The sequence below is a fragment of the Streptomyces sp. ATCC 21386 genome (genome assembly GCF_018728545.1).
Lineage (GTDB): Bacteria > Actinomycetota > Actinomycetes > Streptomycetales > Streptomycetaceae > Streptomyces.
Window position 1 is genome coordinate 6,184,984 of record NZ_JAAVVL010000001.1, and the last position, 13,833, is coordinate 6,198,816.

The window sequence follows — 13,833 nt, forward strand, 5'->3', positions numbered from 1 at the left end:
CCAGAGTGCCCGTGTCAGCGCCGGGTCCCCGTTCCTACCAGCGTGCGCTCGTACGGGTCGAGGATCACGCCCCGCACCGACGCGCCGACCCCGGTGATGATCCGCTGGTGGACGAGCGGGACGGCGGCGTCGGTGCCGAGGATCGCGGCCTCGGCGTTCATCGCCGCCCGCTGCCGCTGCGCGGTGTCCGACTCCTTCTCGGCGGCGGCGACGGCCCGGTCGACCTTCTTGTCGCAGAGCAGGGCGAGGTTGTAGCTGCCGTCACAGGTGAAGTCGCTGGCGAGGATGGAGACGGGGTCGCCGGTGTCGAGCAGGGAGTTGCGGGCGCCGACGAAGGCGTCGAACTTGCCGGAGAGGGCGTCGCTCTCCAGCCGTGAGTACTCACGGACCTCCAGTTTCACCTCGAACCCGGACTCCCGCAGCTGCTGTTGCAGCACCTGAGCCACCTCGGGCAGTTCGGGCCGGTTGTCGTACGTGGCGAGGGTCAGGGAGGCGCCGTCGGGGTCGCCGGCCTTCGCGCGGCCCGCCGGTTCGACGCGCTGGGCGGCGGCCCAGGTCACGGCGGGGCCGAAGATGCCGACTCCGGCGTCGGCGTGGCCCTCGTACACGTCGTCGGCGAGGACGGAGCCGTCGACGGCCTCGCGGGCGGCGGCCCGCAGCTTCGGGTCCTTGAAGACGCCGGACTCGGTGTTGAGCAGGAGGCTGGTGGTGCGAGTGGTGGCCGTCTCGCGGCGGGTTCCCTTGTCCAGGGTGGAGGCCTGCGACACGGGGACGGCCTCGGCGATGTCGACCTGGTCGGTGCGCAGCGCGTTGGTGCGGGCGGAGCCGTCGGCGATGAACCTGGCGTCGATGCCGGTCGCCTGGGCGCGGCCGCCCCAGTACGCGTCGAAGCGGTCCAGGGTGGCGGCGGTGGTGCCGGTGACGTCGGTGATCTCGAAGGGGCCGGTGGCGGTGCCGACCGGGTTCACCCGCTTGCCGCCGTAGGCCTTGGCGGACAGGATCGCGAGGCCGGGGCTGGTGAGCCGCAACGGCAGTGCGGGGTCCGGGTCCTCGGTGGTGACGCGCACGCGGCGGTCGCCGTCGGGCTTCGCGGTGAGCGTGGTGCCGGAGAGCGCGGCAGTCACGGGCTCGGCCTCGGTGGCCCGGTTGAGGGCGGCGGCGACGGTGGCCGGAGTGACCTCGGTGCCGTCCTGGAAGGTGGCCTCGCGCAAGGTGAAAAGCCAGTTCCGGTCGTTCTCGCGGGTCCATGACTCGGCGAGCGCGGGGGCCGCGACGCCGTTGGCGTCCAGCTTGGTGAGGCCTTCGGTGACGCCGAGGCGGCTGAGGAGGGTGGCATCGGCGCCGTAGGGCGAGAAGTTCTCGGCGGGCGGGAAGGCGAGGGCCACGCGCAGTCGTGCGCCGTCACCGGACGCGCCGTCGGAGCTCCCACCGTCCGAGGCGAAGCAGCCGGTCAGCAGGGGGGCGATGAGCAGGCCGGCGGCGGCGCGGCGGCGGACAGAGCGCATGGTCCTTGGTTCTCTGTAGGGGCGGGCGAAGAGGGGCGTGACGACAGAGGGGAGCGCGACGCAGACCACATGACAATGATTTTCATCTGACGGGCGAGGAGGTGTCCGCCACGGGCGGGGGCACGGACACGGGAGCGAGCGCGGGCACTCGCACCGGCACGGGCACCTCGAAGTGCACCACCCGTTCCCCGGTCGTCTCGCGCTCGTCGCACACGGCCACACCCTGCGAACGCCAGAAGTCCTCGGCGCCGGGCACCCCGGGGTCGGTGTGCAGGTAGACGGAGCGGTAACCGCCGTCGTCGGCCGCGAAGTCCAGCAGCGCGGCGACCAGCCGCCGGGCGAGCCCACGGCGCCGGTGCTCGGCACGGACGTACACCCGGCGCAGCTGGGCGGTCTCCCCGGACGGGTAACGCTCGGCCAGCCAACGGGGGTTGGGCGGATGGGCGGGCCCCCGGGAGTCCAGCGCACCGGTGGCGACGACCGCGCCGTCCCGCTCGTCGACCGCCACCAGGAGCACATGCCGGTCGGGGGCGACGTACGCCGCCCGCAGGTCGATGATGTCGCCGTGCCAGCGCGGCACATAGCCCGTGCCGAAGTCCCGGTAGACGGTGTCGAGCATCACCGCCCGCGCGCCGTCGAGGTCCTCGGGCCCCGCCACCCTGATGTCGTAGTCCTGCACCTGCACATCATATGCAATAACTTTGATCATTCCGATCAGGGGTTCGGGTCGCCGCCACTTCGGGAGGGGCGCCGCCCCTTCGGGTGGGGCGGTGCCCTCGGCGCGCGGGCGGCCTGGATGCGACGGTGTGCCTCCGGCCGCCGTACGGGACAGGCGTGTTGGGGCGACCACCGGGTACTCCGGAGGTCATGCGGATGAGCGTGGTGGATGTGGGATCGAACACCGTACGACTCGTGGTGGCGGACGCCGAGGGGGGTGTGCCGCTGCCGGTGCACACCGCCAAGTGGCGCCTGCGGCTGTCCGAGCAGGTTCCGCCCGGGGGTGATGTGCCCGAGGAGGCCGTGCAGCGGCTGTGCCGGGCGGTCGCGGCCGCGGCGCGGACCGCGGAGAGATGGGGGGCGGCGACGCCGCTGGCGTTCGCGACGGCCGTGGTGCGGTCCGCGCCGAACTGCCGGGAGGTGCTGCGCACGGTGCGCGCGGAGACGGGCGTGCCGATCTGCACCCTGCCCGGCGAGGTGGAGGCCGAACTCACCTTCCTCGGGGCGCGGCGGTGGATGGGATGGCGTTCGGGGCCGCTGGCCCTGCTGGACATCGGGGGCGGCTCGCTCGAGGTGGCCTTCGGGCGGGGGCGGCTGCCGGACTTCGTGGCCTCGCTGCCGCTGGGGGCGAACCGGTTGACGCACGAGTTCTTCCACGGGCAGGACCCGCCGTCGGCGGAGAGCATCAAGGCCCTGCGCCGCAAGGTCCGTCATCAGCTCCGGGACGTCTCGGCCCGCATCCGTTGGGAGGGGCCGCGCACCGCCGTGGCCACCTCGCGCACCTTCCAGCAGCTCTCCCGGCTGTGCGGTTCCGCGCCGGGCCGCCACGGGCCCTTCGTGGAACGGGAGTTGCGGTGCGCGGACCTCGGCGAAGCCGTCACCCGGCTCGCCGCCCTGCCCGCGAACCAGCGGTCCACCCTGCCGGGCATCTCCGCGCCCCGGGCGACACAGAGCCTCGCCGGGGCACTGGTCGGGCACACCACGATGAAGCTCGCCGGCCTGAAGAGCGTGACGATCTGCCCCTGGGCGATCCGCGAGGGCGTCCTGCTTCGGCACATCGAGGACGGCCCGGCGTGGTGGTCGGAGGTGACCCGGGACGTCGAAGCCACCGGGTCGGCCGGTGCGAGCACGCCGGGCGCGGTGCCCCTGCGCATCGCGGCCCCGGCCCGCTGACCGCACCCGGCCGGCCCGCCCTCACCTGAAACTGCCCTCGCTGACCGGAAGGCCCCCATGAACCACCACGACGAGCAGAACCGGCACCACAAGCACGACGAACGCAACAAGCCCGGCGGGCACGGCGGGAAGGACGAGCCCGACACCGCCCTCGACGAGATCCTGCGCGAGGCGGAGCGGGCCGAAACGGACGTCACCGGCTCCGAGAGGCGCCGCCACGACGGCGAGGCGGGCGAGGCGATCACGCCCAACGAGCGGGCCCAGGAGGAGTCACACGACGGCTAGGGGGTCGTTCGCACGGTCCGGGTGAGGGCTGTGCGGCCTGGGCGAAGCCCAGTTGCCCGGGTGGTGCGCCGAAGACGTCTTGACGCAGGTCTCGTGCGAGCGCAGCAGTGCTTCGATCCTGGCTGTCTGCAGCATGACAGGGTGCCGGCGACTGCGGGCAGGTGTGAACTCGCGTGCGATGAGGCGCCAGGAGAAGGATGAGGGGACGATGTCGCACGAGCACGGCGGAAGGCTGAAGGTCCGCTTCTGGTGGGGCTCCGTGGAGTTCGACGGCCGTGTCCTGCGGGTGACCCGGCCGTGGCGTGTGCGATGGCGCCCGCGCACGACCCGAATACCGGTCGCGGACCTTGGCTACGCCGAGTTTCACGAGGTGGGCGAGTCGGGTCGGGGCTGGTGGACGATTACTCGTCGCGACGGCGCGGAAGAGCAGATGTACCTCTCGGTGCGCAGCGGACGCCGCTTGTCGGGAGTGAACCATGCCGTCCTGCGCACAGTCGTCGGGCGGACCACGATGCTTCTCGCGGGCACGGACATCGGCCTGGGCCCATGGCCGGATGAGGTGTGGCAGCGAGTGCTGGCCCTGTCCCCCGGCATGGCCGCGCTGCGCGGGCCGGATCGCGCGACCTTGTTCATACCGACGCCCGGTGTACCGACACCGTCCGAGGCGGACATCGCGCTCGCCGGACTGCGCGACCCGAGCCTGCAACCGACTTTCCCCAAACACACCTGGTGGGAATCGGTGCGGCGTATCAACGATGCCGAACCCTGGCGGGTGTTGCTGGCGGCCCTGAGTGCCGACCGCGAGCCCACCACGGACCCTGAGTGGTCGTACGTGGCCGCTGCCGCGATCGCCGACGGCCGAACGCGATCCGAGCCCGACGGCAGGCCCGGCACGGCCCCGACCACTGACCGGTCACGACGCGACCACTGACCGGCCCCCAGCCACGCGCTCGAACCCTGTCGTCCCACCGCATGAGAGGCATCAGCTCTGCGCCCCCGCGACGCCCCCTCCTCAAAAGTCAATACGCGGGGCGGAAATTCACCATTTCGGGTGTCGTAGATCTTGCGCCGGGCGCGAAAGGGATGGCGCGCTCCACGCCGGGGTAGCTAACCGGATCCGATGCGCCCTACCCCTGACAAGGTGGAGCCGCCATGACGCCGGATGCCCATGACCGCGCCGCCCCCAGCCCCGAGGACACGGCCCCCGAGTCCGGAGCCGGGGCCGCGTCCCGGGCTCCTGTGGACAATCCCTACGCCCGCACCCGACGGATCGGCCCCTTCGTCGTCATCGAGGTCTCGGGCGAGATCGACCTGGCGTCGGCGGGGTCCCTCGCCGAGCATCTGACGGCCGCCGCGACCGGGGCAGCTCCGCCGGACGTGCTCGTCGACCTGCGCCACGTCTCCTTCTTCGACTGTTCGGGTCTGCGCGTACTGTGCAGAGCGGAAGCCACGGCCAGGTCGCGCGGCGGGCGACTCCGTCTTGTCTCCGACCAGCCCCGGATACGCCAACTGCTGCGCGGAGCAGGTTTGTTGGGCCGCTTCCCGCCGCTGCCGGGCATCCCGCCCGCTCCCCCGTCCCAGCGACGGCCAAGTCGCAACTAGCGGTTCAATGAAACGATTGAAGGACCTGCGGCAGGCACACACCGTGCCGGGAGACACCGGCGCGGAATCCGAGCGGCACAGAAGTGGAGACGCGCGAAGTGAAGTTCCTTCTCGAAGTCGACCTGGACAGCACGGGCTGGGACGAGGGCACCACCGTGCAGGAGTTGGAGCGCATCCTGCGCTACTGGGGCGGCAACCTCCGGCACTGCGAGATCGGCGCCGGGGACGGACAGCCCCTGTACGACTCGGCCCACCAGGAGGTCGGCCGCTGGTCCGTCACCTCCGAGTGACGATCGGCCCCCGGGCATGATGCCGGGGGCCGGCCCGCGGCCCCACTCCGCTTCGGCCGGCCCCCGAACGGGGATCGCGTGACGCACCGTGACAGGGCTCGCGCTCCCCAGCCACGGGCCCTCGCTCATCACTCACGGGGCCACGCAACCCCGGTCTCGCGGCCGCCGTCGGGCGACCGTGTCCTACGGGACGTTCACGTCGTACGAGCGCTACAGGTCGTACGAGCGCCATGGGTCGTGCGGGAGTTCAGAAGGAGTAGAGAACACTCGCGGCGGAGTCCTTCAGGCACTCGTTGGCGAAGGTGCGCTCGTACGCGACGCGCTTGCCCTGCCAGACGCCGTGCACCGTGACGATCACCGGGTCGTACTGCTTCGTGCACATGGCCCCGGCGTTGGCGCTCAGGGCGTCGAAGTCACCGCCGCTGCCGCGGAGTTCGGCGCAGGCGTCGGCGGGCGCCGGATGGGTGCCGCCGGGCTTCGGCGCGCAGCTCAGGGTGACCGCGCGCTCGGGGGTGACGGTGACCGAGGTCTCGCCGTGCCCCACGGTCAGCACCAGGGCCGACGGGGCGTAGAGACTTTTCGCCACGGGCGCGGGGTCCGCGAGCGCGGGCCCCGCGAAGGGACCGCAGACAGCGGCGGCCGTCAGGGTGAGAGTCGCTGCCAGGCGCGCGGTCTTCGGCATGGTGTGCATCCTTCCGCTCTGCAGGAATGCCCGGACGGCTCCGCCACATCGGTCGCGTGTACGAAGCCGGCCCGGACGGTGCCGGTTCGGCGAGCGCGAGTCTGCCGGGTCCCCGACCGGAACACACATCGACCCCACTGGTTTCGGTAACTTTGAGTGTTGAATCAGTGGCTCGAAGTCACAGAATTCGAACATGCAAACCCCGATTCTGAGCGGTTCTCGATCGCCCCATGATCATGAATGGCCGGATCTCCACGGCTCGGCAATCGGCCTGAAACATTCCGCTTCGGCTCATGACAACCGCCCGAACGGCCCCGCCCCGCGCCGAGGATGGTGGACGATACATCCACCGGGCCGCCGGGAGATGGATGAACCGCCCTCTGGCCACCGCTCGACACGCGCCATTACCGTCGCCCCTGGCCTCTGCCTCCTGCCTCCGCTGAGCCCCGGCCCCCGGGTGCGGCCCAGCGGCCGTCAGGCGTGCGGAACGGTGGACGGCGCGTGTTCGGGTCGTCAGGATCGTCGGCGACATGGGGCGTTCTCGACGGTGAGGGGCAGGGCCGACGCATGGGGAAGCACTGGGCGGACTTCCAGTACGAGATCTACCTGGGCGGGATGGTCGGGACCGTGCCCCGGTTGCCCACCGACCTGACCCGGCTGGAGGAGTTGGCCGCACACCGGCTCGGTGCCGGTCCCGTCGGCTATGTGGCGGGCAGCGCGGGCAACGGCAGCACGGCCCGCGCCAACCGGGAGGCGCTGGAGCGGCACCGCATCGTCCCCCGGCTGCTGCGGGACGTGGGCGAACGCGATCTGTCCGTGGAGGTGTTGGGCCGTGCGCTGCCGGCACCGGTGGCACTCGCCCCGGTGGGCGTGCTGTCGATCGTGCACCCGGAGGCGGAGCCGGCGGCGGCGCGGGCTGCCGCCGCGCAGGGGCTGCCGTACATCCTGTCCTCGGCGTCCAGCACGCCCCTGGAGCAGGTCGCGGAAGCCATGGGGGACGCGGAGCGCTGGTTCCAGCTGTACTGGGCGAAGGACCGTGAGGTCACCCGGAGCTTCCTGGAACGGGCGAAGGCCGCCGGGTACTCCGTGCTCGTCGTCACCCTCGACACGCCGTTGCTCGGCTGGCGGCCCCGCGATCTGGACCGGGCGTACCTGCCGTTCCTGCACGGCGTCGGCACCGCCAACTACTTCACCGACCCGGCGTTCCGGGCGGGGCTCGCCAAGCCGGTCCACGAGGATCCGAACGCGGCCGTGCTGCACTTCGCGGGCATGTTCGGCGACCCCGGCAAGACATGGCCCGACCTGGCGTTCCTGCGTGACCTTTGGGACGGGCCGATCGTGCTGAAGGGCGTGCTCCACCCGGACGACGCGCGGCTCGCCGCGGACGCGGGGATGGACGGGGTGGTCGTCTCCAACCACGGGGGGCGGCAGGTGGCCGGGGGTGTCGGGGCCGCGGACGCGCTGGCGGGGGTCGTCCGGGCCGTGGGTGAGCGGATGACCGTGCTCTTCGACAGTGGGGTGCGCACGGGTGATGACGTCTTCAAGGCGTTGGCGCTGGGGGCTGCCGCCGTGTTGGTGGGGCGGCCGTACGTGTACGGGTTGGCGCTCGACGGGCAGGCGGGGGTGGAGCATGTCCTTCGGTGTCTGCTCGCCGAGTTCGATCTCACGTTGGCGTTGGCCGGGCATCGGGGGCCGGGGTCCGTGGGGGCCGAGAGCCTCGCTGGGGGTGCCTGACGGTCTGCTCGCCCCCGCCGCCCCTACCCGTCCCATCCTCAAGGGGCGGTGCCCCTTTGACCCCCGAGCGTCCGTCCGGTGGGGGCTGGTCGCACAGTTCCCCGCGCCCCTGAAAAGGCGGGGCTGCGCCCCAGCCTTCTCAGGCCCGCGGGCCTGAATCCTTCAGGGGCGCGGGGAACTGCGCGAGAAGCCCCACCGGACCCGCGCCCGACAACGCCTCCTCCGGCCCCTTCCTACAGGCCGAGGCCGGTCAGAAGCGCCGGGACGTCCGCGGACGTCAACGGCGCCAGATGCGCCCCCGGCTTCGGACCGTCCGCGTCCCCCTCGTCGCCCACCGACATGATCGAACCGCCCTGCTCCACCTCGGCCTCCGGTGTGGCGTACGGCGACGGCGTGTCGGACTTCTTCGATTCCGGGACCGGGGAGTCGTCCGTGTCCGGTGCCCCTGAGACCGGCTCGGTCTCGGGCCTGGGCGCCTCGGAACCGGAGACGGAGAGCGACTCGGGGCTGGCGGTCACCCCGTCGGTGAGCCAGCGCTGCGTGGGGGAACCGTCCCGGACCTTGACGACGATGTCCGCCTCGGGCTCGGCGACGATGGGGGCCATGGCGAGCCCCTCGCCCCAGCGGGGCAGCAACTCGCCCTGGACGCTGAAGTCGTAGCGCACGTCGTCGGCCCGCCCGGAGTCCTCGTCCGCGCAGCGCCCGAGGACGACGACACCGGCGTCCACCTGGGAGTCCAGGCAGAGTTCGGGGTTGGCGACACTGCGCAGCAGCCCGTCCTCCTCGTAGGACCACTTCTGGGTCCAGCCCGAGTCGCACACCGCGAGTTCGGTGGAGGCTCCCTTGACCGCCTTCCCGCCCTGGATGTCGAGGCACAGGTCGGCGGCCTGGTTGCGCAGCCGGGTCTGCTGGGGGGCCGTGGGCTGTCCGGCCGAGGCCGGCGGGGTCGGCGAAGCGCTGCCCCTGGTGGCCTCGTTGCCGGTGTCCGGCGCGGTGGCGACGCCCCCGGCGGCGCTGGTGGAGGCGGTGGGGTCCGCGCCGCTGCCGTCGTCCGAGAGGAACACGGCACCCAGGACGGCCGCGAGCAGGGCGCCGGAGGAGAAGCCGACGGTGATCAGGGCCCGGGGGTTGCGCCCTCCGGAGGTGAGGCGGCGGCGCTGCGCGGGGATCTGGGAGAGCAGCCGGTGGCGCCCGCCGCTCCCCGGACGTCTCGACGCGCCCTTCTGCGGCATCCGGCCGGGCCGGGAGTCGAGGTAGCGCCGGGCGCCCCAGCCGAGCACGGCTTCGGCGATGACCCCGCCGAGTCCACCCTCGAAATGGCTGAGTTGCTCGGCCGCGTAACGGCAGTAGCGGCACTCCAGGAGATGCTGCTGGACGTCCGGCAGCAGAGCGCCACCGCGACGAATGGGCACGTCCAGCAGCCGGTTGTAGAAGCGGCAATCCTTGGACGGCGCGAGTTCCCGGTGGGCGCGGACACAGCCCTCGCGGAATTTGTCGCGGGCCTGCTCCAGGGTGGCCACCGCGCTGTCGGCGTCCAGCCCCAGCAGACCAGTGGGTATGGTTATCGTTTCGGCTTCTACCTCTGTGTGCCACAGCAGGCACTGGGCGACCGCCGGGAGGGCCTGGAACGAGCGCTCGATGAGCTTGCGGTTTTCCGGCGTCATGGACTTCGCCGCCCGCATACCGCGTCCGCCGGCGGGCTTGCGCAGATCCGGCAGCACGCCGGAGACGCCCCCTTCCGCGGACCATTCCTTGACGGTGTCGCGCGCCGCCACCAGCAGCCGCGGCCGCAGGGCCACACCCGACTCGCCTCGCATCAGCCCGTCGAGCACCCGGTGGAAGGCGGTCGCGGTGACCATCGAAGCGACCTGCGACGGGGTGGCGAGACAGATCGCCGCGTAGTCGTGGGTCGACTGCCAGTGCCGCGCCATCAGCAGGGCGACGGGGTCACCGGTGCCGCCCTCCGGCCATCCCCTCAGCCGGGCGGCGAGGGTCTCGTCGGACTCTCCGGGCACCGGGCCGGGCGCGGGCGGAAAAGTGGGGCGGGGAGGGTGGGGGGTGTGCACAGAGCGGGTTCCTTCCAAGGCAGAAGATGGCACACGGAGTTGTGACCGCCGAAAAGGGCCCTGGATTGGTGCGTACCTTTTTGGCGGGCGCTGGGAGAGCGACCGGGAAACGAGCCACACGACAACCGTCCCCCTCGGGCCTTTTGGGCCCTTGGGCTACGGGGAAAGTCAAGTGGCCTTTCCGGCCGGGCCATTGCCCTGCGCAGGAAGGTCACCCTTGCACAAGTTACTCGTGGCTAACAAGGCACTCGTGCAACATCCGCATCACTAAAAGCAGGTCAGATGACCGGTACCGATGCTTCCGCTTCGCAGAATGAACCCTTCCGGTTCCAATTCACTCGAGGATTCAAGCACCCCGTGTGAACCGCACGCACGCCCCGGTGGTCCGCGCACGCTCCCTGCGCGCCGATGGTTCGTTGTTCACTTGACCCGGCCACCTCGGAAGGCCCCGCGCGGAACGGCGGCTCTCCCGCGCGAAACGGCCGCCGACCTTGATCCTCCCGCCCTCGGTCGGCGGCCCCGGGGGGAAATGCCGCGCGCATCCCTCCCGCACCGGCTCGACGAGGTCTTCGCCCCTCAGATCTGCCAGGACCGCAGCCGGTCCGCCGCACCGTAGACGTCGGTCTTCCCGGAGATCAGGTCACGCGCGAGATCCACGAGGGCCCCGTAGGGCGGGTCGATCCCGACGCCGCTGACGAACATGTAGGCCACGGCCGTCGCACAGGCGAAACGGGCGTTGGCGGCGGGCAGGGGCTTGAGCAGGGCGAGGGTGTGCAGCAGCGCGGCGGCCCGCCAGGCCGGGTCGGAGTCCACGCCGAGGCGCGGCGGGTCGACGCGGTGCCGGGCCACGGCGGCGACGAGCGCCGAGAAGTCGCTGACGGTGGGCTGCTCGGGCATGACCTCTTCGTGTCGCTGGAGCAGCCAGGGCACATCGATGTGGATGACGGGGGCCATCGGTCAGCCGGCCCGTCCCTCCGCCTTGGCGGCGGGTTCGTCGTCCGGGAAGGCGGCGGCGAACTCGGCGGCGTGCGCGGTGAAGAAGTCCCGGAAGGCCTCCGCGCCCTCCTTCAGCGCCCGGTGCCGCACGATGTCGGCCGCGGCCGCCTCGCGCACGAGCGCCTTCATCGACGTACCGCGTTCCTTGGCCATCTGCCGCAGGTCCTCTAGCTCGCGGTCGCTGAACTCCACATTCAGAGCTGGCATGCGCCCACGGTACCGCGCGGGTACTTACCCGTAAATAACCGCAGCTCACGGGTACTTCCGCGCGGTACCGAAGGGTGGTGCGAGGGATCAGACCTGGTCCGCGACGAACGACGCCATGCGGGCCAGCGCCGCGTTCCAGTTGATCGTGTGTTCGTTGGTCGACCAGGACTGGATGTCGTCGATGTAGCAGAACTGGCCGACGCAGCCCTGGAGTTTGCTCTGCGCGAAGGGGTCCTGGATGCCCGAGTTCGGGCCGCCCGCGAGGGTGCCGGCCGGCGGGTTGGGCTGGTCCGGGTCGAGCTGGTGGGCGTACCAGCGGCTGTGCTGGTTGCGGGCGTCGACCTCGCCGTAACCGGTGACGTAGGAGATGTTGAGGGCGTTGCGGCCGAAGAGGTAGTCCATGCTCTGGATCGCGCCCTCACGGTACTTGGACGCACCGCTGATGTCGTAGGCCGTGGCGAGGACGACCGCGTTGTTGAGGATCTGGTGGTTGGAGCCCCAGTCGTAGAGGTTGTTCTCGGGCGCGTACGGCATGCCGTACGGGTGGGCCTTCAGCGTGGCCAGGTAACGGTCGGCGGCCTTGAGAACGGACTGGCGGACCTTGTCGCGGCCGGGCAGCCCGTTCGGCACGGTCGCGAGGTCGAGGCGGCCCGCGGCGGCCGTGCGGGCCCAGTCGAAGCCGATGGGTCCGAAGATGTCGGCGGTGTGCACGGGTGAGGCGAGGACGTGGTCCTGGAACGTCTTCTGACCGGTGGTGAGGTACAACTGGGCGGCCGCCCAGTAGAACTCGTCGGTGACGTTGTTGTCGGCGTAGGTGCCCCCGCCGATGCCGTCGCTCTCGGAGGCGTACACGGCCGGGTGCTCCAGGGCCGCCGCCCACGCCGTGCGGGCCGCCCTCAGCGCCTTGGCCGCGAAGGCGGGGTCGTAGGGGCGGTACAGGCGGGCCGCCTGTGCGGCGGTGGCCGCCAGGTTCAGGGTCGCGGCGGTGCTCGGCGGATGCAGCTCGCGCTTCTGCGGGTCGTCGGCGGGCATCAGCGGCAGACCGGTCCACTGCTCGTCGTGGATCTTGTGGTGGGCCATGCCCGCGAGGGGCTTGCCCTTCGGCACCTGCATCTTGAGCAGGAAGTCCAGCTCCCAGCGGACCTCGTCCAGCAGGTCGGGCACCTTGTTGCCGCTCTCCGGGATGTCCAGCGAGCCGTCGCCGAGCTCGCCGGCCTTACCCGTACGGGCGTGCAGCGCGCGTTCGTAGGTGCTCAGCACCTCCCAGGTGGAGATACCGCCGTTGACGACGTACTTGCCGTGGTCGCCGGCGTCGTACCAGCCGCCGGTGACGTCGAGCCGGTAGTCGCAGACACCCGGCTGGCAGGGCACGTCACCGTCGCCCTGGTTGGGCGCCACATCGACATGGCCGGCGGCGCGGCCGTAGCCGGGGCGCAGGTCGTCGCTGATCGGGGTGCCGCTGCGCTGGGTGTAGTAGTACTTCAGCGAATCCAGGCGCAGGCGTTCGTAGGCGGCCGGGTCGATGTCGAACGGGCGGCTGGTCTCGCCGTCGGCGACCAGGGTGAAGCCGGTGCCGCGCTTGCGGTACGCGCCGAAGTCGATCGAGTGGACGCGCTGCCCGGAGGAGGCGTCGAGGCCGCGCGGGGTGCTCTGCCCGCGGGCGACCACGGCACCCGAGGCGTTCTTCAACTGCCAGGGCAGCTTCGCGGCGGCGTCGGTCACCAGGGTGGCGTTCTTCGGCCCGGCGGGCAGATAGGCGACCTGGTTGACCCGCACCCGGGGCCCGGTGTCGGGCTCGTACACCTCCGGCGGCACCCCGCCGAGCAGCGACACGTCGTCCATGCAGAAGGTGAACGGGTCCGCGTTGCCGCCGACCTGGAAGCCCACCTGGCCCTGGGCCGTGTCGACGGGCGAGGTGAAGGTGTACGAGTAGCGGTCGCCCGAGACGTTCAGCTGCGGGCTGACCTCGAAGTAGGTGTCGTAGGGGGCCGCCGACAGGCCGACGATGGCCCGCAGGACGTTGCCCTGGGGCGTGCCGGAGGCGGAGAAGCTGAAGCGGTACGACTCGCCCTTGACCAGGGTGATGTCGTTCTGGCCGACGGCGGCGTCCCAGCGGTTGGTGGTGCCGCCGGGGATCTCGGCGCACAGGCGGCCGTCGGTGAGGCCGGCGGTGACGTTGCCGGTCGTCCACCAGGGCGCGGTGGTGGTGTCGAAGGTGCCGTTCTTGACCTGTTCGACCTCGTCGGCCTGGGCGGACCCGCCGGGCAGCGCGGTGAGCGCGGCCGCGAGGAGGCTCGTCAGGGCGAGCAGGGTGGTTCTGCGTCGTTTCACGTCTGGGCTCCTCGGAGGAGGTGGGGGCGCGGCCGGTGACGGGTGGGGCGAGGGCGTGGGAGCGCTCCCAGATGCGGACATCGGCCATGCTGTAAGAGACATGACAGCCCGTCAACGGTCCGGACAGGACTGGTTTTCCGTCCGGTTCGACGGACCGGTCCTGCGGGACGGCGACCGTCCCGGCCGCAGGCGCCGCCCGCGGGAGTGCCGGCGGCGCGGAGGCGCCCGTCCGGCGACCGGCCCCT

13 protein-coding genes are annotated in these 13,833 nt (G+C 71.7%); 6 read left to right on the forward strand and 7 right to left on the reverse strand.

All coding sequences use genetic code 11. From position 1 onward, the window contains the following. Nucleotides 1-14: 14 nt before the first annotated feature. Nucleotides 15-1,505, reverse strand: coding sequence for an ABC transporter substrate-binding protein (locus GWK25_RS26530; RefSeq protein ID WP_215453702.1), 1,491 nt, complete (start codon nt 1,503-1,505; stop codon nt 15-17). Between the two features lie 82 nt (nt 1,506-1,587). Then, a complete protein-coding gene (locus GWK25_RS26535) occupies nt 1,588-2,184 on the reverse strand; it encodes a GNAT family N-acetyltransferase (RefSeq protein WP_308404331.1) in 597 nt (198 codons plus the stop codon). Nucleotides 2,185-2,372: 188 nt separating this feature from the next. Here GWK25_RS26535 and GWK25_RS26540 point away from each other — a divergent pair, with 188 nt between their 5' ends. The 5 genes from GWK25_RS26540 to GWK25_RS26560 all read left to right on the forward strand — a co-directional run bounded on the left by GWK25_RS26540 (nt 2,373) and on the right by GWK25_RS26560 (nt 5,572). Next, nucleotides 2,373-3,395, forward strand: coding sequence for a Ppx/GppA family phosphatase (locus tag GWK25_RS26540; RefSeq protein ID WP_215453706.1), 1,023 nt, complete (start codon nt 2,373-2,375; stop codon nt 3,393-3,395). Between the two features lie 57 nt (nt 3,396-3,452). After that, nucleotides 3,453-3,680: a hypothetical protein gene (locus tag GWK25_RS26545; protein ID WP_215457976.1), complete on the forward strand. Its 228-nt coding sequence runs from the start codon at nt 3,453-3,455 to the stop codon at nt 3,678-3,680. A 259-nt stretch (nt 3,681-3,939) separates the two neighbouring features. Next, nucleotides 3,940-4,611, forward strand: a complete 672-nt coding sequence (locus GWK25_RS26550; protein WP_215453708.1) for a hypothetical protein — start codon at nt 3,940-3,942, stop codon at nt 4,609-4,611. Nucleotides 4,612-4,832: 221 nt separating this feature from the next. Further along, nucleotides 4,833-5,282, forward strand: coding sequence for an STAS domain-containing protein (locus GWK25_RS26555; RefSeq protein WP_215453710.1), 450 nt, complete (start codon nt 4,833-4,835; stop codon nt 5,280-5,282). A gap of 98 nt (nt 5,283-5,380) precedes the next feature. Then, the gene (locus tag GWK25_RS26560) at nt 5,381-5,572 is read left to right on the forward strand and encodes a hypothetical protein (protein ID WP_215453713.1); all 192 of its coding nucleotides are present in this window, start codon (nt 5,381-5,383) and stop codon (nt 5,570-5,572) included. Between the two features lie 247 nt (nt 5,573-5,819). Here the strand turns inward: GWK25_RS26560 and GWK25_RS26565 are convergent, their stop codons facing one another. Further along, a complete protein-coding gene (locus GWK25_RS26565) occupies nt 5,820-6,254 on the reverse strand; it encodes a protease inhibitor (protein WP_215453715.1) in 435 nt (144 codons plus the stop codon). Between the two features lie 567 nt (nt 6,255-6,821). Between GWK25_RS26565 and GWK25_RS26570 the strand changes: the two genes are divergently transcribed. Next, nucleotides 6,822-7,988: an alpha-hydroxy-acid oxidizing protein gene (locus GWK25_RS26570; protein WP_215453717.1), complete on the forward strand. Its 1,167-nt coding sequence runs from the start codon at nt 6,822-6,824 to the stop codon at nt 7,986-7,988. Between the two features lie 233 nt (nt 7,989-8,221). Here the strand turns inward: GWK25_RS26570 and GWK25_RS26575 are convergent, their stop codons facing one another. From GWK25_RS26575 to GWK25_RS26590, 4 genes are all read right to left on the reverse strand, one after another. Next, nucleotides 8,222-10,054, reverse strand: a complete 1,833-nt coding sequence (locus GWK25_RS26575; RefSeq protein ID WP_215453719.1) for an RICIN domain-containing protein — start codon at nt 10,052-10,054, stop codon at nt 8,222-8,224. Between the two features lie 576 nt (nt 10,055-10,630). Beyond that, on the reverse strand, nt 10,631-11,008 hold the full coding sequence (locus GWK25_RS26580) for a toxin Doc (protein WP_192360676.1): 378 nt from the start codon (nt 11,006-11,008) through the stop codon (nt 10,631-10,633). A gap of 3 nt (nt 11,009-11,011) precedes the next feature. Beyond that, complete coding sequence (locus GWK25_RS26585) at nt 11,012-11,257, reverse strand: hypothetical protein (RefSeq protein WP_215453721.1); 246 nt, start codon at nt 11,255-11,257, stop codon at nt 11,012-11,014. 87 nt (nt 11,258-11,344) lie between these two features. Beyond that, nucleotides 11,345-13,588 carry a glycoside hydrolase family 9 protein gene (locus tag GWK25_RS26590; RefSeq protein ID WP_215453722.1) on the reverse strand — a complete coding sequence of 748 codons (2,244 nt, stop codon included), beginning with the start codon at nt 13,586-13,588 and terminating at the stop codon, nt 11,345-11,347. Between the last annotated feature and the right edge of the window lie 245 nt (nt 13,589-13,833).

Excerpts from the sequence above, each read along its gene's own strand:
- GWK25_RS26530 (WP_215453702.1), bottom strand. The coding sequence starts at position 1,505 with ATGCGCTCTGTCCGCCGCCGCGCCGCCGCCGGCCTGCTCATCGCCCCC.
- GWK25_RS26540 (WP_215453706.1), top strand. The coding sequence starts at position 2,373 with ATGCGGATGAGCGTGGTGGATGTGGGATCGAACACCGTACGACTCGTG.
- GWK25_RS26545 (WP_215457976.1), top strand. The coding sequence starts at position 3,453 with ATGAACCACCACGACGAGCAGAACCGGCACCACAAGCACGACGAACGC.
- GWK25_RS26555 (WP_215453710.1), top strand. The coding sequence starts at position 4,833 with ATGACGCCGGATGCCCATGACCGCGCCGCCCCCAGCCCCGAGGACACG.
- GWK25_RS26565 (WP_215453715.1), bottom strand. The coding sequence starts at position 6,254 with ATGCCGAAGACCGCGCGCCTGGCAGCGACTCTCACCCTGACGGCCGCC.
- GWK25_RS26570 (WP_215453717.1), top strand. The coding sequence starts at position 6,822 with ATGGGGAAGCACTGGGCGGACTTCCAGTACGAGATCTACCTGGGCGGG.
- GWK25_RS26580 (WP_192360676.1), bottom strand. The coding sequence starts at position 11,008 with ATGGCCCCCGTCATCCACATCGATGTGCCCTGGCTGCTCCAGCGACAC.
- GWK25_RS26585 (WP_215453721.1), bottom strand. The coding sequence starts at position 11,257 with ATGCCAGCTCTGAATGTGGAGTTCAGCGACCGCGAGCTAGAGGACCTG.